16 protein-coding genes are annotated in these 18,516 nt (G+C 46.3%); 2 read left to right on the forward strand and 14 right to left on the reverse strand.

Features of this window, described 5'->3' with window-relative positions:
* Positions 1–2: 2 nt before the first annotated feature.
* From H8K55_RS06260 to H8K55_RS06275, 4 genes are all read right to left on the reverse strand, one after another.
* Complete coding sequence (locus tag H8K55_RS06260; RefSeq protein WP_186941231.1) at positions 3–521, reverse strand: rhodanese-like domain-containing protein; 519 nt, start codon at positions 519–521, stop codon at positions 3–5.
* Between the two features lie 254 nt (positions 522–775).
* Positions 776–1,189 (reverse strand): ExbD/TolR family protein, encoded by a 414-nt coding sequence (locus tag H8K55_RS06265; protein WP_186941232.1) that lies wholly within the window; start codon positions 1,187–1,189, stop codon positions 776–778.
* On the reverse strand, positions 1,189–1,923 hold the full coding sequence (locus H8K55_RS06270) for a MotA/TolQ/ExbB proton channel family protein (protein ID WP_186941233.1): 735 nt from the start codon (positions 1,921–1,923) through the stop codon (positions 1,189–1,191). Before H8K55_RS06270 ends, H8K55_RS06265 begins: the two co-directional genes overlap by 1 nt.
* Positions 1,924–2,009: 86 nt before the next feature.
* On the reverse strand, positions 2,010–2,789 hold the full coding sequence (locus H8K55_RS06275; RefSeq protein WP_186941234.1) for an energy transducer TonB: 780 nt from the start codon (positions 2,787–2,789) through the stop codon (positions 2,010–2,012).
* 1,082 nt (positions 2,790–3,871) lie between these two features.
* Between H8K55_RS06275 and H8K55_RS06280 the strand changes: the two genes are divergently transcribed.
* Positions 3,872–6,736, forward strand: a complete 2,865-nt coding sequence (locus H8K55_RS06280; RefSeq protein ID WP_186941235.1) for a TonB-dependent receptor — start codon at positions 3,872–3,874, stop codon at positions 6,734–6,736.
* Between the two features lie 381 nt (positions 6,737–7,117).
* Positions 7,118–7,999, forward strand: a complete 882-nt coding sequence (locus tag H8K55_RS06285; protein ID WP_186941236.1) for a dienelactone hydrolase family protein — start codon at positions 7,118–7,120, stop codon at positions 7,997–7,999.
* Between the two features lie 84 nt (positions 8,000–8,083).
* Here the strand turns inward: H8K55_RS06285 and pssA are convergent, their stop codons facing one another.
* The 10 genes from pssA to H8K55_RS06335 form a co-directional block, all read right to left on the reverse strand.
* Positions 8,084–9,457 carry a CDP-diacylglycerol--serine O-phosphatidyltransferase gene (pssA, locus tag H8K55_RS06290; RefSeq protein ID WP_186941237.1) on the reverse strand — a complete coding sequence of 458 codons (1,374 nt, stop codon included), beginning with the start codon at positions 9,455–9,457 and terminating at the stop codon, positions 8,084–8,086.
* Positions 9,458–9,567: 110 nt separating this feature from the next.
* Positions 9,568–10,188 (reverse strand): hypothetical protein, encoded by a 621-nt coding sequence (locus tag H8K55_RS06295; RefSeq protein WP_186941238.1) that lies wholly within the window; start codon positions 10,186–10,188, stop codon positions 9,568–9,570.
* A gap of 59 nt (positions 10,189–10,247) precedes the next feature.
* Entirely contained in the window at positions 10,248–10,508 is a 261-nt protein-coding gene (locus H8K55_RS06300; protein WP_230408506.1) for a VOC family protein, read from the reverse strand.
* Between the two features lie 90 nt (positions 10,509–10,598).
* A complete protein-coding gene (locus H8K55_RS06305; protein WP_186941240.1) occupies positions 10,599–11,159 on the reverse strand; it encodes a DUF5946 family protein in 561 nt (186 codons plus the stop codon).
* 205 nt (positions 11,160–11,364) lie between these two features.
* Positions 11,365–11,916 carry a cob(I)yrinic acid a,c-diamide adenosyltransferase gene (locus tag H8K55_RS06310; protein WP_186941241.1) on the reverse strand — a complete coding sequence of 184 codons (552 nt, stop codon included), beginning with the start codon at positions 11,914–11,916 and terminating at the stop codon, positions 11,365–11,367.
* A 220-nt stretch (positions 11,917–12,136) separates the two neighbouring features.
* Positions 12,137–13,537 (reverse strand): sensor histidine kinase, encoded by a 1,401-nt coding sequence (locus H8K55_RS06315; RefSeq protein ID WP_222612384.1) that lies wholly within the window; start codon positions 13,535–13,537, stop codon positions 12,137–12,139.
* 72 nt (positions 13,538–13,609) lie between these two features.
* Positions 13,610–14,947, reverse strand: coding sequence for a sigma-54-dependent transcriptional regulator (locus H8K55_RS06320; RefSeq protein ID WP_186941242.1), 1,338 nt, complete (start codon positions 14,945–14,947; stop codon positions 13,610–13,612).
* A gap of 216 nt (positions 14,948–15,163) precedes the next feature.
* Entirely contained in the window at positions 15,164–16,411 is a 1,248-nt protein-coding gene (locus tag H8K55_RS06325) for an ABC transporter permease (RefSeq protein WP_186941243.1), read from the reverse strand.
* A gap of 18 nt (positions 16,412–16,429) precedes the next feature.
* On the reverse strand, positions 16,430–17,743 hold the full coding sequence (locus H8K55_RS06330) for an ABC transporter permease (protein ID WP_186941244.1): 1,314 nt from the start codon (positions 17,741–17,743) through the stop codon (positions 16,430–16,432).
* Positions 17,744–17,760: 17 nt separating this feature from the next.
* Entirely contained in the window at positions 17,761–18,489 is a 729-nt protein-coding gene (locus tag H8K55_RS06335; RefSeq protein WP_186941245.1) for an ABC transporter ATP-binding protein, read from the reverse strand.
* Positions 18,490–18,516 lie beyond the last annotated feature (27 nt).

Here is an 18,516-nt window from a genome sequence, read left to right on the forward strand (position 1 = left end):
CCTTAATCCTGTATCCAAGGCAAAGAACGAACACGCCACCCACCAACATGGCCGCGTTGTTGTGCGTCATCCAAATCGCCCTCAAAACCTTCCGCGATGTTAAATGCATTGGTATACCCAGCCTTAGTCAGTGCTTCTGCGGCAAGATAAGAGCGTTTTCCACTACGACATAGAAGCAAAACCAAAGTACTTTTATCCTTGATTTTCGCCTCCACTTCTTTCACAAAACGCGGATTGCGATTCATCGCGGTACCGGTAGCCCAAGCCACGTGTACAGTGTCGGGTATATAGCCAACAAAGCTGCGTTCTTCATTGGTACGGACATCAATAATAATAGCCTGCTGATCATTGAAAAGACGCCAAGCATCAATCGGCGGCAAGGTACCCGCAAATGGGATTTGCTGTTCTTGTGCTTGCTGACGTGCCTGCAAGATGGTCGTATCTTCGACGCCTAAAGGAAGAATAATTTCAGTGTGATGAAATTCAGGTTTAAAACGTTCAAGTTGTGCTGTGGATGTCATAAAAATTCTTTCAAACGAAGCAGATAAGGATCTGCAAAACAATAAATGCCAATGTATCGAAAATTTTCACAACGCAAAACGAATTAAATTGATGAACGATCATCGGAAAATGTATAAGCCTCGTTCACCAACAAAAAAGCCATCCCTTAAGATGGCTGTTCTGGTGTGGTGTGTGTGCTTATTTTGAATCTAATATAAATCTAGTTTAAATCCGAATTGAATTGGATTCGAATTCAATTCGGATCTATTTTTGTTCAGCCACCTGTCGGCGAAGTAACAACAGATAATTTTGTCACTCCCGAACGCTGTATACCAGCGATCGCTTTTGCGACCGAACGATATGGCACACCTTCATCCGCCTGAAAATTTACAGGAACATCCGGCGTTGCCGTCACGCGCGATTTCAAATCACTCTCCAAACCTTCCACCGAAACTTCCTGCTTATTGATATACACCTTAGAGTCAGAATCCACACTCACCGTAATCGGTTTGACTTCCGTCAGTGGCGCGGTGGCGGCCGTCTTAGGTAAATTAATCTTCACTGCATTTTGCACGGCAGGAATAGTGATAATAAATGCGACCAATAATACCAACATCACATCCACCATTGGTGTGACATTAATTTCACTATTCAAATCGCCAGCACTTTTTCCAGTTGAGAATCCCATTATGCGGCCGCTCCCAAAGCTTGATTTGCTGCATTGGCAGTGGCTCCTGTAACACGTTGATTGCCCACTGTTTTACTGAGAGGTTTAGTCACACGGAAGCCACTCTTTTGCGCCAAATTCACGAAGTCGGTTGCGTAATTATCTAAATCCGCAGAAGCTAGTTTCAAACGACGCAAATAGAAGTTATACGCCAACACCGCAGGTACCGCGACCGCAATGCCAACGCCAGTCGCAATCAAGGCTTCACCAAGCGGACCAGCCACAATATCAATACTTGGGGAGGCCGCTTTGCTTAGGGCGGACAGCGCGTGAATAATACCGAACACTGTTCCAAACAAACCAACAAAAGGTGAGGTACTACCTATCGATGCGAGTACCGCCAAACCAGACTCTAAAGATTCATATTCTTTTTGAATTTGTTGGCGCAAATGGCGCTCTAGTAATTCTTGCCTGTCCCAGCTATGTTCTAAGTCTGGACTCTCACCGTCTACAACATACAGCGCGCTAAATCCAGAAGCCGCCAAACGTGCTTTCGCTCCGGTTGTTTCAGGCAGGCTTGCAGCGGCTTCGAGATTACTTGCGCTCCAAAATTTCTTGGTGAAAATTTTGTTTTGGCGCCCCAAACGATAATGCTGAACGCCTTTTGCAATAATTAAAATCCAGGTAATTACGGAAAAAAATACCAGGCCGTAGAGCGTGCCATCGACGATCAGTTTCTGTATATGTTCATTCATAGTGTTAAATCTTTCTGAAAAAATAAATGGAAAATTAAATTAAGAATTAAATTAAGAATTAAATTAGGGATAGAAAAGTAAGGAATTTAAATTTTAAAAATGATCGGTACCGAAACCACGCCATCAATCGCGGTCTTACCGCGCTTAGCGGGGTCAAAAGTCCAACTCAATACAGCTTTGATCGCCGCTTCGTCTAGCACGCTATGCCCACTGGATTTGGAAACTTGTACGTCATCAGGAAAGCCCGTCGCCAATACTTTTACCCGTAATACGACCGTTCCCTCCAGACCTCGGCGTTGCGCAACGGCTGGATAGTTCGGTGCTGGATTATTTTTGTAACCAGCAAAGCCGCGCGGTTCTGTCACCGGCTCGGGTGCTGGCGGCGGCGCAGGTGGTGTAGGCGGTGGCGCGACTGCGACAGCTACCGTATTTGCCGAAGTCGCATTCGTCTCGACTGGGTTGTTGACGACAGGCACATTGTTTGGAATCGGCACAGCTTTTTGCGGAGTCACTTTAACGATTTTAGGCTCAGGTGGTTTTGGTTTTTCGACCGGCGGTGGTGGCGCGATCTCTATCGTAATCGGGCTAAATTTTGCCAATGCTTCTTTGTTACCTGGAATATTGATCCAGTAATAGCCATACGCATGCAGTCCCAAAATCGCAGCCGTTAATACGGCGAGCGACACTTTAGATTTCTTTGGCGCAGCAGCTTCTGCTTGTCGACGCAACACAGATTCATCCACCAATGCCACGGCAACGGCAGGAATGCTTTTCTTAGTGTGCACGTTTTGATTGACTTGATATTGGCGTCTGGCGACAGTGCGGCGACTATAAGCGCCTGCACTTTCAAATGTTAAACTCGTCATGATGCATCCTCTCGAAAAAATAAAACAAACTAATGTGAGAGAAGCTTTAGCAGAAACTATGCCAGTGTTTTTGCGTATTTTCTGTTGAAAATTCAACAGTTCAATGAATTAAACCGCATACAAGGTTTGAAAATTTGCGGATATCTGCACAAGCAAAAAAGTGCGCTGTGGAAGAATCCGCAAACAAAAAAATCACACCAATTTCTCTTCTATCAGCATGTGATTTCCAACTATGAACCGAGATGTATTTTGTAGAAAAATTCGTCGTTCCTGATTACTTGAAACGTACGCAAAACCGATGCTGACGTAGATATGCTCCCTAGTCGTCCACGACAAAGATGAAAACAGTATTGACCGCAAGAATGGATGGAGCAAGGTAGGGTGCGCCGTGCGCACCGAGACAGCAAACTATGTGTGTGGTGCGCGCGGCGCACCCTACGCGATGAGCTTTAGTCAGTGTAATTTTTCGTAGGTAACATCAAAAAATATCCTAGACAGAAAAATTATAGGATGGATATGACCCGCGCCACCTAAACACCGGCCTCTTGAGCAACACGACTTGCACCCGCCTTACTAAAATTGTTTCTGAACCTCCCTCACCCTAACCCTCTCCCGCATGCGGGAGAGGGACTTGTTCACGATATTTTTGAAAGTCTACAGTCATCAATATCGGACGCGACATCGATCGTAACTGCGGTCGCAATTTCGGTTGCAACTGCGGTTACAACTTCCAACAACGTCATATTTGAAAATCAAATGGCAAAACATTTCTTATGTCGTTTTTCAAACAAAGAACGCACAACTGTTGAAAATTCAACAGGAAAATCTGTTTAATTTCGACCAAACAGATGCAAATCTGCACCTTTAGAATCCTCAATAAAATACGCCGATAAGCGCCCACAGAACCTGGCTTTCTCATAGGAGGATTTTCCCCTATTACAAGGCAAAATAATGATCAAAAAAATGAAGTGGCACGCTAGTTGCAATGCTTAGCTTTTTCTTTAGCACTTGGTTTGCGCTTAGTTTGAATTTTCGTATTACTAATGAAAGCGCGCCTTATTTCATCGATCAGGAGTATGTTTATGTCGTCCCATTCTGTTTCTCAATTATCTGTATCGCCGTCGCGAGCGCGCACCCCCAAGCTGGCGCGACCGTCATTTCAACTCTCCCCTATCGCCGCCGTCTTTGCCACGGTTTTTACCGGTTTCGCACTCTTAAGTTCAGGGGCAGTACATGCTCAGCAAAGCACACAAACTGTCGAAGAATTGCAAGCTGAAGTCGCTAGATTAAAAGAGATCATTGCGAAGCAAGCACTCAGCAATGCTGGGAAAACGACGACGGAAAATAACACCAGCAGCACCAACAACACGGCAATAAACAACCCCACGCTACCGACTAACAATAAAGCGGATGCAGAAGAACCAGAACTTTTAGGAGCAGTCACCGTACGTAGTCGCAATCGTATAGAGCGCTTGCAAGACGTACCTTTATCAGTTTCGGTTGTTACCGGTAAAGAACTCGATCGTTTGCAAGCGACCGATATTGGCGCTATTTCACAACGTGTATCGAATGTGTCGTGGAATCAAGGCAATCAACGCACCAGTAGCTTGTCAATACGCGGGATTGGTAAACAAGGCCAAACCGAGGCACAAGATCCTAGCGTTGGCTTGATCGTCGATGGTGTGAACTATGCCTATAACGCACTTTCTTCCAGCTATGATTTTACTGACGTCGAAGCGGTAGAAGTGACACGTGGCCCACAAGGTACGCTATTAGGAAAAAACACTAGTGTTGGCGTCATCAATGTCACCACGCGCCGCCCTTCTTTCACGCCTGATGCCAATTACGCTGTCACTTTAGGTCAGTTGGATACCGTACAAGGTCGCTTTTCCGCTGGTGGTCCTATCGTTGACGGTTTAATCGCTTGGCGTGGCAGTTTAAGTGTCAGTAAAGCGCGCGGCGATGTCGACAATTTATACAACAGAGATTTTACTTACACCAATAAAGATCGTGTCTCGGGTCGGGCGCAGTTCTTGATCACACCGAGTAAAGACTTCAGCGCCCGCTTCGCGTTTGACGCACAACCTCGTGGTGGAGAAGCCACCAACGGTCGTGTATTCAATACCCCTACGCCAATTACCTATTCAAACGGTAGCCCCAATACCTTGGGTACCGATGCCAAAACCCGTTTGAATCGCCGCTGGTTTAATCAAGATCCACTCTACACCTATGACAATACTTATTTGTATGGCGCAGGTCAGGGTGCTGTTTCGAATGATGCCGCACGGGCTTTAGTTACAGGCAGCAATGGCGCTACCGCCGAATTGAATTGGAATCTTGGTACGCATACCTTAACCTCCATCACTGCCTACAAGGACTATCACTTCAATGCAGTCAATGACGAAGGCACACCTTTCGATATCAATCGCAATTCAGGTGGTTTCTGGAATGATTACAAACAACGCAGTCAAGAAATTCGTTTAACTTCTCAACCCGGTGGATTCGTTGATTATCAAGTCGGCCTATTCTTACTTCAAGTCGATAATAGCTCCGAGTATCAAAAGGTCTGGGGTAATGATGCGGGCGCATGGTTTGCATCCAATGCGCAATACACGACTTTAGATAAAGATGGTGCTGGCCGCTATCTTTTACAAAACTCTCTGGCTGGTTTGAAAATGGCATTTAACAGCCCAACCGGCTTACAAAAAATTCAGAACAAGAGCTCTGCCCTATTTTCACAAGCTGACTGGCACCTGAGCGATACATTGACCCTCACAACAGGTCTCCGTTACACCTATGAAAATCGCCGTAATAAAGCCAGTAGCTTCATTCGCGATCAGGGCAATGCGCCTGAGCTTAATCCTGTTCTCGTGAATGGCGTACAACTAGGTGGCTTTAATTCAAATAGCGCAGGTGTACTGGTTGCAGGAAATAGTGTTGCCCAATTAGCATTAGCAGATCGTTTGGCGAATAAATACTTTGGTAGCGTAATCTCAGGCGATGCAGGGGCAACTTACAATAATTTGACTGCCGCACAAAAAGCACAAGTCGCTGCCGCTAAGGCCATACGTCAATCACAAATCGGCGTTATCTTTAACGAAATTGACGCAGAACCATTCAAAGGTGGTTTACCGTCTTTTGTAATCAGCCCCTCCTACCGCATCAACGACAATCTGACTTCGTATTTCTCATGGCAGTATGGTGAAAAAGCCGGGATCTCTCAGGTCACTAACGGTGTATCCAATAAAGTCAAAGCGGAAAAAACGAATGCTTTCGAACTCGGCGCAAAATCGTCACTGCTCGATGGCAATTTGATTTTGAATGCGGCTTTGTTCGTGATGGATATTAAAGATTACCAACAAGGTGTACGGGTACTGGATGTCTATACGACCAACCTGAACAACGACGGGCAAAATTACTACACATCTGCCACGGGTAACGTCCCTAAAGTACGTGCTCAAGGTTTAGAAATTGACGGTGTCTACACAGGTATTCAAAACACCAGCATCCGCTTCTCTGGCGCGTACAACGATGCGAAGTTTAAAGACTTTCCTAACTCTGCCCAACCAGCGGAAAATGGCTACACCGGAGCTGCAGCGTATCGCAGCTTAACGGGAGAAAGTCTGCCTGGTGCAGCGAAGTTTACCTTCAATATTGGTGTCGACTATCGCTTACCGATCTTTGGGAATAAAGAATTCCACACCAGCGTCAACACGCAATACAGCAGCAAGTACAACTCCGACAATGCCTTATCCAGCTATGCGGTGATTCCAGCGCGTTACCTAACCGATCTGGCAATTGGAGTTGGCACCAAGAGCCAATCCTTCGATGTCAGTCTGGTAGTTAAAAATGCCTTTAACGACAAGACCGATATTCTGCGTACCTGGAATAGTTATACGCCAGCCGTGCCACGTTGGGTTGGTGTGACCTTGAGTGGCAAATTGTAATAATTGCTTAAGAAGAAAACTTGACCAGAGTGGAAATGCCGTTCAGTTAGCTCAAAAAACGAGGTGTCATCCCTGCGTAGGCAGGGATCCAGCGTCTTTAGGCTCTTACGCCACCGGATTCCCGCCTTCGCGGGAATGACGAGACATAAGACAAGTGTTTAACTGAACGGATTAAACCAGAAGGATTAGTTTTCTCTGGTCAAAATTCCACATATGACCCGAATTTTTATTTCTGAAAACTATCCTGCAAAGTGCAGAATTTATGTGTATCTTAGCGTTTGCAAGGCCATGACCAAACGCTGCCAATACATGGAAAAATAGACGACAACCGCTCAATCAGTATCAGCAATACCAATCTACCCTATTCGCAAGGAGACTTGAATGCAAACTGCTAAAGATTTTCATCCTGAAGTATTAAAACTATTTGATCAATATGTACATGGTGGTATCAGTCGCCGTGGCTTTTTAAGTTCTGCTGGTAAGTATGCAGCGGGTGCGGTTACTGCAGAAGGATTATTGCTCGCTTTGAGTCCCAATTTCGCGCAGGCACAGCAAGTCAAAGCTGATGATGCACGCATAGTCGCCAGTTATGTCGAGTATCCATCGCCTAACGGTTATGGTACTTTGCGTGGCTATCTGGTCAAACCAGCGAATGCTAAAGGTCCTTTGCCAACCGTGTTAGTCGTGCATGAAAACCGCGGATTGAATCCACATATCGAAGACGTGGCGCGCCGACTGGCGTTGGATAACTTTATCGCCTTTGCTCCTGATGCATTGTTTCCTCTTGGCGGCTACCCTGGCACAGAAGACAAAGCGCGTGAATTATTCCCTAAACTCGATCAGGTTAAGACCCGTGAAGACTTCATCACTGCGGCTGGCATACTAAAAACGATCGCGGGTGGTAATGGTAAAGTCGGCGTGGTAGGGTTTTGCTATGGGGGTTCAATTGCGAATTTCCTCGCCAGCAAAATTCCTGATCTCGCTGCAGCAGTACCTTTCTATGGCGGCGCTCCGGCACTCGATGCCGTGCCTAATATCAAAGCCGAAGTCTTAGTGCACCATGCAAGCAAAGACGAACGTCTGGTGGCGGCTTGGCCTAAATACGAAGAAGCGCTAAAAGCAGCTGGCGTGAAGTATCAAGGCTTTATCTATGAGGGTGTCGAGCACGGGTTCAATAACGACACCACACCACGTTTTGATGCAAACGCAGCGCAATTAGCGTGGAGCAGGACCTTGGAATTAATTAATCGCCGCTTACGTTAAGTCTAAGAAAATTATTGTTTAAATGTCCGATTGGCGGGATGCAAGTAAGAATCATGCATCCCGCACTTAGCAAGAAATACTAGCTCACAGTACGCGATAGGCTAAATGATCTAAACGCACCCGACTTAAGCGGCTCAAGAGCTGACGCACTTTTGGCGGGTAGTCTGATAATTTCTCAAGTTGGGCATAGTTCGCTAACAAACTAGTGTGCTGCATGATAGCTGCAAATTCCGTCTCAGATTGCTGAAGAAGCTCTCCTTGCGGATCGGTAAATATCAGCGCATTTTCCAAATCTAAGCGAAACGCACGTGGATTCAAATTGTTTCCTGTGACGACAGTGTAAAGCTGGTCTATCCATAAACCTTTCAAGTGATAGCTATTTTCAGCATGCTTCCATAAGTGAATTTGCAAACGGCCATCTGCCATCTCGGTCTGGTGCTTTTTAGCGAAGCGCCGTAAATTCATTTCATACAAGTAGGGCAAACATCCTATCGCTTTAAATTCCTGCTCGGGCGGAATGTAAAAATCATTCGCAGTTTTATCTCCTAGAATAATCTGCACTTGCACGCCACGTTTTAAGGCGCGATTGACTTCTCTGGTTATCGCCAAGGGAAAATTAAAATACGGTGTACAAATTCTGATCTGCGTTTTTGCGGCGGCAATTAACTGGCAAAGATGACGATTCAGAGCATTATTTTTTCCAACGCCAGACAGACTAGCGACGCTCAGGCTCTGCGCTTGTTGCAATGTGCTATCAGCTGGTAATGTGTAAGTGGCCGTTTTCAACATCTCGCGCATTTCACGGATCTCAGTGCGCATCTCAGCACGTGCAGCACGAGTCTGCGGCACGGCATTTTGATCTAAACGATGCACAGCGGGGTTGGATAAAAAATATTGACGTAACCACGCGGCCATACTATCGGCTAGGCGTTGCTCCCTAATAAGCCAATAACGATCATGTCGATATCTTTCAAATTGCTGCAGATAGACATTATTCATACTGGCGCCACTGTAGGTCACCACATCGTCAATCACAAAGCCCTTTAAATGCAGAACACCAAACAGTTCGCGTGTTTGTACTGGCACGCCATAGATCGGTACGGCGACATCATGTAACTGACTTTGGCTTTGGTACCAGGCGGCATTCCCAGCCACTTGCCCGGGCACTTTCTTTTCACCAATCAGGCCGCGTTGCGCTCTGTGCCAATCGACAAATACGGCGATTTCTAGCGCTGGATTACTGCGTTTTGCGGCATACAGGGCATCCAGCACTTGCTGACCTGCATCGTCGTGTTGCAAATACAAACTACATAAAAAAATCCTGCTTTTGGCATCAGCGATTTGTTGCAATAAACTTTCTTTAAAAGCAATCGCAGAAGTGAGAATATCAATTGCCTGAGCAGGCAAGCCAATGACAGGGAGATCTAGAAAAGAGCTACGAGGTTTTAAGAAGCGCATGAAGTTAATATCATTAAATTACACCGAATTAAGAAATCGCTAATAGTTATACCAGCTCACGCTAATGTTATGGGGTGGTCTTGGGATTATTCAAGTGATGTAGCCTGTGGCTACCCCGCAAAGTCAGAGTTTCCATTCACTGGTATTCTGCGCAACTTTCGTAAACCTGCAATGGATAAGAGGCCTGCGCCCAATAAAGCAAAGAACAGGATCATGACATTGGCAGATTCTTGCTTATACTCTGCCAACAAGCGTTCGGCTCTTTGTGTTTCATTGAGATCTAAAATCACTTGTCCATCTTTTTGAATCTTCCAGATTCTGCGTAGATCATTGTGCTGATTTTCTGCGGCGACAAAGATCACCAGTTGCTGGTTTTCGTGCAACGCTAACAATTGAACTTGCGTTGTTTCCTTTTGCAGAAAATCCCAACCACGCACAGTCCCCTGCACTTGCGCCTGCACCTGAGCTTGTACCTGAACCGGCATGACATCACCAAGTTGCAGCGAATCGGTATCACGTAACGATAATCGAAGATAAGGTGAACGATCTCCGCCTCTGACGGGCACGATGATTTCTGGTGGCTGCAGCAATTGCACGCTCATTGGTATCAAATCGCGCTCGGCAATGAATACGGGACTATTCACCAGATTAGACAACCAATAGGCAACTGGCACAAACAATAGAAAAATCCAAGCAATCAGCGACAAAGATAAGCCTGATTTTCTTGTCATCGGTCTTGCGTTAGTATCTGGCGATGTCCCGATTGATGCATGGCTTGGTTCAAAAATTCTTAGTCTCCCTGCATAAAGGCGAGGTAGTAGCCATTACAATCTCTGAGCGCAAATTCTCGCGTGCCATAGGGCATGTCTTGCAACTCCCAGGCCAAATCAACTCTGTCTTGAACCTCAGCAAAATATTGATCAACATCAGGCACGCTGATATAGATCGTGCCCGACATCTGTAAATCGTTTTCCCACAGATTAAGTTCGGTGAACATGATGCTCACGTCGAAACGACTGACGACCAAGGAAAGTTCGCTAGTTTCGACCACATCAAATGCCAAGACGTCGCGATAGTAATCTCGCGTGTGAATTAAATTTTGACATCTGAGAAGTAAGGATAGCGACAACTTGACCTCGCGCTATTGTGGCGTAATCGCCAGATTTTTTTGCTTGAATGAATCCGCCAGACGCTGCGCGATAGCATGATTGACGGCATCGTGCTCAGTAAAAGAAACATACACTTGCTTTGCCCATTCCCACACTAGCGCGACATACTCGTCATCATCATGACTAGCGTCGACATCAATTACAGTCAACTTTGCTTTGTGTACTGGATCTGGTTCTGTAATTTTTTCGTTGGGATGCAGCTTTTTATATTCATCCAACACTTCATTTAAGATCGTGGTCAGATCATATGTCCATTGAATATGATCTACCAAGATGAGATGTAATCGAGCGAGGTGGAAGTGATTATTCCAGCGACCATGAATCAAGGTATGTTGTAAGGCATGCGCATCTACACAGAGGAAAATCGTTTGCTGCTGTATGCCTTTTTCTTGGCTGATTTTATGCGTAATCTTACCCGCAGTGCTCACACATTCGGTGATGCCATGAAAAGTATCTGATCCACAAAGCTGGCACTGGCCATCTTCGAGTATCTCTAACTCATTCTTCGCTGCCTGTTCTAACCATTTCGGCATAATCCACCTCCATTGCTATGAAGCACCTTGAGACTTCATGGTCATCATAAAACAGGCTGCAAAATTTAACTAGGAAATCTCTGATAAAGTGTAGCGAGCGCATCAAGTTTGGATCCGCATTTTATCCATCTGCGGAATTGTACAATTAGCACAATGAGCATCGCAGATACAAAATTGCTGCGCGCAGTAGCTTAATCAGGGATTTCTAGCGTTGTCGCTCTTTTTCCCACAAGACATCGCTGCCACCCGCGAAGCGATTGAGTACACGTGATAACACGAACAACAAATCCGACAGGCGATTCATATATTGGCGCGGTGCTTCGTTAATTTGTTCCGCTTTTCCAACACTAACGATCGCCCGCTCAGCACGACGACAGACAGTACGACACACATTGGCCATCGATGCCGCACGTGAGCCACCCGGCAAAATAAAATCTTTTAAAGGTGGCAAATCAGCATTATATTTGGCTAGCAAAGCATCCAAACGTTCAACTTGTGCCTCGGTCACCATCGTGTAGCCAGGAATACACAATTCCCCGCCCATATCGAACAAATCATGCTGAATAGAAAACAATTCCTGTTTCATTGCTTCGGGAATATCTTCACATATCAGCGCACCAATATGCGAATTGAGTTCGTCCACATCGCCCATCGCATGTACGCGCAAAGCATCTTTATCGATACGCGTGCCATCTCCCAAGCCTGTGGTACCTTTATCACCCGTACGCGTGGCAATTTTTGAAAGTCGATTACCCATAGATCTATCCCTTTTCCAACAGCAAGAAAATGTCAACTATAGCAAGTGCACCTGCACTTACACCTAGAAAAAAGAACATTTTAACAGGCAAATTTTAAAGAGATGTTGATACCACTATTGCTGGCAATGGTAATGAATGTTTCAGCTTATGAAATACAAGTTAAGAAACACATCGCCAGCCTCACTGAAGGCGCAGCAATCACATATTCGGAAATAAAAATTAAACCGGCAAAATCAGGCTGACTGTCAGACCACCACCGTCGCGATTATTCAGCATAATGCGCCCGCCATGCGCTTCAATGATTTCACGCGCCAACGCCAGACCCAAGCCTGTGCCATGCCGCTTAGTGGAATAGAAAGGAACCAAAGCGTTCGACATCACCGTATCGCTCATGCCGCTACCCTGATCGCTGACTTCGATACGAACGCCTTCGACCATAGGCTTCACTTCTAGCGTCACGCCAGAGGGAGCAGAACCTGATTCGAGCGCATTTTTTAAGAGATTCAACAGCGCCTGCTCCATTTGTGCTACGTCTAACATGGCTGGCTCTTCCGGTAGGCGACCGACTACTTGGAAATTCAGCTGTGATTGCAAACGGCCAATAAAACTATGCCAGTGTATGCTCTCCAAACGCGGAGTTGGGAGTTTGGCAAAGCGGGCATAGCCATGTATAAAGCTTTCAAGATGCTGCGCACGTTCTTCAATAGTCCGCATAATCTCAGGCAAACGTTCGTATTGCCCGCGGCTGATTAAGGCACCAGCAGAATTCGCCAAGGAAGCCACGGGCGCCAAAGAATTATTCAACTCGTGGCTAATCACGCGTATCACTTTTTTCCAAGTCTGCACTTCTTGCCGGCGTAGCTCTACTGTTAAATGACGAATCAAAAACAACTCGTGTTCAGTACCATTTAAAGTGAAACTGCGACGTGACAGGTGATAAATTTCATCTTCATCACTATCGTCAGCGGCATGCTCTACGACAGGTAATTTGCTGGCACTCACTGTAAATAATCCATCACCACCGTGCCCCATCGCTTCTCGTAAAGAATGCGAGACTTGTTGCAATATTTCTTCCAGCGTCAAACCTTCAAGCTTACGTCCATTATTCAATAATTGTCTTGCGGTGATATTGCCAAACACCACATGCCCACGTAAACCAACCAAGAGCATCGCTACCGGCGTATTTTGCAGCATGCTATCGAGTAGCAATTCACGTTGTACCAAATCCAAACGCTGCTCCCGCAAAACATGCCCAAGATCATTATGCGCATCAACTAAATCGGCCAATTCATCATTGCGCTGCCAATGTAAGCCGAAGGAAAAATCTCTGTCTTGATAGCTGAGTACCGTGCCGCTCATTGCCCGAAATAATTCCAATGCCGGGCGTAATTGTGTCCGCACCAAGGCAATCGAGATGGGGACAAAAATCATTAAACAAATTCCCGCCACCAGTAAGAGTTCGTGAGGAAAAAAATAATCGAGAATAGCGGCGCAAGATAGCGCCGCTATGCACACCAAGATCATCAGCATAGACCAACGCGCAGCCAAGGACACACGCCAACCGCGACGTGGTTTATTGACGGACGAGTTGTTATGAGAATTACCGGAAGGCAGGTTCATAGCCAAGAGAAATGGTGCGAAAAGCTGATTATGCCGCGGATCGCTAGTTTATGGAAACGGCAGTTACTGGATTCAAGAACGGCTAATATTCAATCTTTCCATGCGTCGATACAAGGCCTGACGGCTCAAGCCTAATTCAGCAGCCGCCTGCGCCACGACACCTCGCGCATTACTCAATGCCTGCTCTATCGCTTCACGATCAGGCTCAGCATCGCTATTGCTTGCCAATGCCGAAGAAACAGGCAAACCCAAATCGCCAGCTTTGATATCATCATTGCTCGCTAACAGGCAGGCTCTTTGCATCACATTCTTTAATTCTCTGACATTGCCGGGCCAGGTATGCGCGAGCAAACTACTTTGCGCGGTCGTATGTAGTGTCTTCCCTTCTTCCAAGAAGGCATGTGCCAAAGGCAGAATATCGTCAGGGCGTTCTGCCAGTGCAGGTAAATTCAGTTGAATCACATTTAAGCGATAAAACAAATCTTCTCTGAATTGACCTGCCTTGATCATGGCCGGCAAATCCGCATTGGTCGCACTGATGACTCGCACCTTGACTTGCCGCTCTTTATTAGAGCCGAGTCGTTCAAAACGCCCAGTTTCCAATACGCGCAATAACTTAATTTGTCCGGCTAAAGGCAAGTTACCAATCTCATCCAAAAACAATGTACCGCCATCTGCAGCTTCAAACTTACCCTCTCGCGCTTTGGTCGCACCCGTGTAAGCACCGGCCTCGGCACCAAATAATTCTGCTTCAATTAATTCGGCGGGTATGGCGCCACAATTAAGTATCACAAAGGGGCCATCTTTGACCTTTGAATTAGCCTGCACAATTTCAGCAATCCGTTCTTTACCAGCACCATTCGGGCCGGTAATCAAAATCGACACATCCGATTTCGCGACCTGACATGCCATTCCCAAAACGCGCTCAGTCGCTGGGTCTTGCCACACAAAATCGTGCAAATTATATTTAGTTTCTAATTCGCGTTTTTGCTTACGTTCACGTTGCACCCGCTGCTGCAAAGCGCGATTGACTTGCCCTAGTTCGATCAAATTCTTAACACTAGCGACCAGACGTTGATCATGCCATGGCTTAGCCAGATAATCGGCTGCACCGGCTTTAATCAAATCCACCGCAGCATCCAGATGCGTCCAGGCCGTCAACAAAATCACCGGCAAATCGGGATGGCGGGCGCGGATTTTATTGAATAAGGCAACTCCCTCTTCACCCGAAGTTGTGTCTTCGGTAAAGTTCATATCCTGTATCACTAAATCAATCGCATGTTGCTCCAGCAAAGCTAAACCTTGCTCGGGCGATTGCGCACTAAAACTGCTGATATCGTGTAAAGACAACAGGACATCGAGAGCCATCGCGATGGACGGATTATCATCAATAATTAAGACACTGGGCATGAGTTCACATCAAAAAACAAAAGGCTGATATCAGCGGGTAATTACTTCACTTAGACAAAGGTCTGGACAAAGGAGAAAGGATGCCAGAACACACTGACATCCTCTCAATTTAAGGCGCTATCGCGGCACTAATTTGCACTAAATTGCACCAAACATCACCGATGCTGTAACTTAGGTTCAGCATCAGAGCCAATGCCATATTAGCAAATCGCATTACTATACGCCACGCGTTGCCGTTGCAGGTGAAATACTTGCAGCACGCCAGGCTGGTGCATAGACGGCCAGTACACCTAGCAACCAGAACACCAAAGGCGACAACAATAAATAGCTGACCGGCAATTTAGGCAATTCAAATTGCCCAACTAATACATGATTTAAACCGACCGCCAAGGCAATTCCAAACGCAATACCGAAAGTCGTAATCAACCAGTTCTCTGCAATAAAATAGGCCAATACGTCGATCCGTCTCGCGCCTAAAGCACGGCGGATACCAATTTGCTTGCGGCGTTGCGCCACCCACAAAGTACTCATTCCGACGATGCCACTGGCAGTCACGACCACTAATAAAGCGCTCACCGCGAGCAACATCCACGCCAAACCTTTCTCACTACGATAACGATCTGCACGGAATTCTTCCACACTCTTAGCTTTCACATAAATAGGTGTGGCAGATGCTTTGCGCAATGCTTCTTCCACCTCTTTCATGACGCGGTCACGTTGTCCAGGTTCGGCACGTACAGTGTAACCATCATAAATCTGACCGGATAAACGGGCAGGCAAGATCGTACTCAATTCGCCACGTTGACCTGCCTGTGCGCCAGATGTCTGCAGGGTCTCGACCACGCCGACGATAGTCACACCATTTGCATTACTGCCCGTGCCAAAGAAGTATTCTTTGCCAACATAGCTGGTTTGCCCCGGAAACAACTTCTCAGCCAATGCTTTACTAACGATGACTTTTTTAACGAAATCATTACTCACATTTGGATTCAATTCCACGTAGTCGTCGGGCTGAAAATCTTTACCTTCGATTAAGCGTAATTTCCAGCTTTTTACCAAAGAGTCCGCTGACACATACATCCCTGTTACCGCAGTTGGTACTTCTTGCTTACGATCGACTGACACCGAAGTGTTACTACCGGAACGCGATACAGGAAAAGAGCTAACACGCGCCACTGACACTACACCAGGAACTGCACGAATAGTATCGGCTTCGCGTTTTTGCAAAGCAACCTGATCTTCATGTCCTCCCAACACTTGATTACTGATATGTGTGCGGAACACTTCTAACTCATCGCCTATACCGCTTGGACGTGCTGCCACGTCGAGGCGCAGATTGACGATATAAATCGCATTCGCCAATATCGCCAAACTCAAAGCAACTTGCATTGCTACCAATACAGGACCTAGCTTATTCCGCATCAAGGCGGAGAAAATTGGTCTTAATTCAAATAATGTTTTCATGATCTTAAGCTTCCATCTTTATTGAGATTTCAGTTGGATTGCGGGCGTAACCTGACAAGCACGCCAAGTCGGCAGCAATCCCGCTAACATCGCTGCACTAACCGACATAAAGAAAGTCAATCCCAGCATCGCCCAATCCATATGCGCTACTACCGCCAGTGCCTTCGATTGCAAGGCGATTAATTGCAATGCCCCCATCGCCAGCAAGACACCGAGCAAGGCACCAACTAAACCAACGACCGCGGTCTCAATCAAAAATTGTGTAAAAATTTCTCTGCGCGAAGCACCCAGTGCACGACGCACACCGACTTCCGAAGCGCGCACTGAAAATTTCGCTAATAATAGGCCAACCGTGTTCACCAAACATAACAACAAGAAGCCAAAAGCCAGCCAAGCAGAGAGACGGCTGTCATCACCGATCACTCGCATTTCAACCAAAAATTCACGCACATTGAATAAGCGATTTTTTGCCTGACGTTGAAAGCGCCCCAATTTGAATTGTTCAGCAACATAGCTATCGATATAGTTTTGCAAATCTGCGCGCTGTGCTGGCGATTTCAATTCAAACCAAAAATGAAACCATGTGCATTCAGAATTCAAACGCCCTTCCCAACCCGGTTCAGAACGACTAGTACAACCCATACTGCCACTATGTGCAGTCTCACGGCGAATCGCATTACTCATCGGCAGCAAGAAATCTGGCTCATCCATAAACGCGCCTTCACGGCCGTTAAAGATGTAAAACTTTGGTTTCGGTGCCCAATTATCGCTCACGCCGACTACCGTGAAATCGCCCTTAAGCATACGGACTTTCTTGCCGACAGGATTCGTCGCACCAAAAATCTTTTCCGCCATTTGCTTGCTCAGCACCACCACATCGGCAGAGCTTTTATCTTCCGTTGCTTGCCATCCTTGACCATGAAGAAACGGAATTTCAAACATAGGAAAAGTATCCGCCGTCACCGCCAAGCCTTCCATCGAGATCGCACCTAAATCTTTGCGCTCTGGCTCTAAGGTGGTTTGTATGCCATACATTGCGGCACGTCGCACACCTTGCTGGCTAGCGAGCAAATTAGTGACGTCTTTGTAGGTAAATTGGTGATCATTTGGCTCTTCGCCTGGCGTGTAACCTTCTTTCTGACCCGGATCAATGATCGCGGTAAATAAACGATCACTCTTTTGTGGAATCGGATCACCCGACATCACATGCAAGATCGTTAAAGTTGACACACTTGCTGCAACACCAATCGCGAGCGTCAACACCATCAGTGCAGTCAGAGCGGGATTGCGCCGCAGGCTTTTAATGCCTAATAAAAAATAGTATCGAAACATGATGATTCCTGATGAATTTAAGCGATATGCAAATTGGTTTCTACATTGTGATGCTCCACCACCAGACTCGGTGTCTTGCGCACCAAATCCGATACCTGACCATCGATAATGTGCACATTGCGTTGTGAACGTAATGCCAATTCAGGATCATGCGTGACCATCAAAATCGTCGTTCCTTTGGCGTTAATTTCTTCCAGCAATTCCATCACGCTGCGCGCCATTTGCGTATCTAAGTTACCTGTCGGTTCATCGGCCAACAACAAGCGTGGTGATCCGGCTAAGGCACGCGCAATCGCTACCCTTTGTTGCTGTCCGCCGGACAATTCCGCCGGATAATGCTTCATACGAGAAGACAAGCCAACTTGCGCCAATGCGTCTTCGATACGTTCTTTACGTTCTTTCGCCGCAAAGCCACGATAACGCAAAGGCACATCCACGTTATCGAATAAATTCAAATCGGGAATTAAATTAAAACCTTGAAAAATAAAGCCCAGCTTTTCATTACGCAAACGGGTACGGGCATTGTCATCCATGCCTGTCACATTCACGCCATCCAAGAAATATTCACCGCCTGTGTATTCTTCCAGCAAACCTGCGATATTCAAGAAGGTGGTTTTACCCGAACCCGATGGCCCAGTCACGGTGACGAACTCACCTTGCTTGACGTGGATTTCAAAACCACGCAAAGCATGGGTTTCTATCATGTGTGTACGATAAACTTTGCTGAGATTTTTCATGTGTAACATAGCGTTTCCTTTATTCTTGTTGAGGGC

Origin of the sequence: Affinundibacterium flavidum (assembly GCF_014284175.1) — a bacterium.
In the GTDB taxonomy this organism is placed as follows: domain Bacteria; phylum Pseudomonadota; class Gammaproteobacteria; order Burkholderiales; family Burkholderiaceae_D; genus Undibacterium; species Undibacterium flavidum.

What these genes read in the sequence shown, in the direction of transcription:
- H8K55_RS06330 (WP_186941244.1), bottom strand. Translation starts at nt 17,743, where the DNA reads ATGTTTCGATACTATTTTTTATTAGGCATTAAAAGCCTGCGGCGCAAT.
- H8K55_RS06325 (WP_186941243.1), bottom strand. Translation starts at nt 16,411, where the DNA reads ATGAAAACATTATTTGAATTAAGACCAATTTTCTCCGCCTTGATGCGG.
- H8K55_RS06280 (WP_186941235.1), top strand. Translation starts at nt 3,872, where the DNA reads ATGTCGTCCCATTCTGTTTCTCAATTATCTGTATCGCCGTCGCGAGCG.
- H8K55_RS06305 (WP_186941240.1), bottom strand. Translation starts at nt 11,159, where the DNA reads ATGCCGAAATGGTTAGAACAGGCAGCGAAGAATGAGTTAGAGATACTC.
- H8K55_RS06320 (WP_186941242.1), bottom strand. Translation starts at nt 14,947, where the DNA reads ATGCCCAGTGTCTTAATTATTGATGATAATCCGTCCATCGCGATGGCT.
- pssA (WP_186941237.1), bottom strand. Translation starts at nt 9,457, where the DNA reads ATGCGCTTCTTAAAACCTCGTAGCTCTTTTCTAGATCTCCCTGTCATT.
- H8K55_RS06285 (WP_186941236.1), top strand. Translation starts at nt 7,118, where the DNA reads ATGCAAACTGCTAAAGATTTTCATCCTGAAGTATTAAAACTATTTGAT.
- H8K55_RS06315 (WP_222612384.1), bottom strand. Translation starts at nt 13,537, where the DNA reads ATGAACCTGCCTTCCGGTAATTCTCATAACAACTCGTCCGTCAATAAA.
- H8K55_RS06275 (WP_186941234.1), bottom strand. Translation starts at nt 2,789, where the DNA reads ATGACGAGTTTAACATTTGAAAGTGCAGGCGCTTATAGTCGCCGCACT.
- H8K55_RS06295 (WP_186941238.1), bottom strand. Translation starts at nt 10,188, where the DNA reads ATGACAAGAAAATCAGGCTTATCTTTGTCGCTGATTGCTTGGATTTTT.
- H8K55_RS06310 (WP_186941241.1), bottom strand. Translation starts at nt 11,916, where the DNA reads ATGGGTAATCGACTTTCAAAAATTGCCACGCGTACGGGTGATAAAGGT.
- H8K55_RS06265 (WP_186941232.1), bottom strand. Translation starts at nt 1,189, where the DNA reads ATGGGATTCTCAACTGGAAAAAGTGCTGGCGATTTGAATAGTGAAATT.
- H8K55_RS06335 (WP_186941245.1), bottom strand. Translation starts at nt 18,489, where the DNA reads ATGTTACACATGAAAAATCTCAGCAAAGTTTATCGTACACACATGATA.
- H8K55_RS06260 (WP_186941231.1), bottom strand. Translation starts at nt 521, where the DNA reads ATGACATCCACAGCACAACTTGAACGTTTTAAACCTGAATTTCATCAC.
- H8K55_RS06270 (WP_186941233.1), bottom strand. Translation starts at nt 1,923, where the DNA reads ATGAATGAACATATACAGAAACTGATCGTCGATGGCACGCTCTACGGC.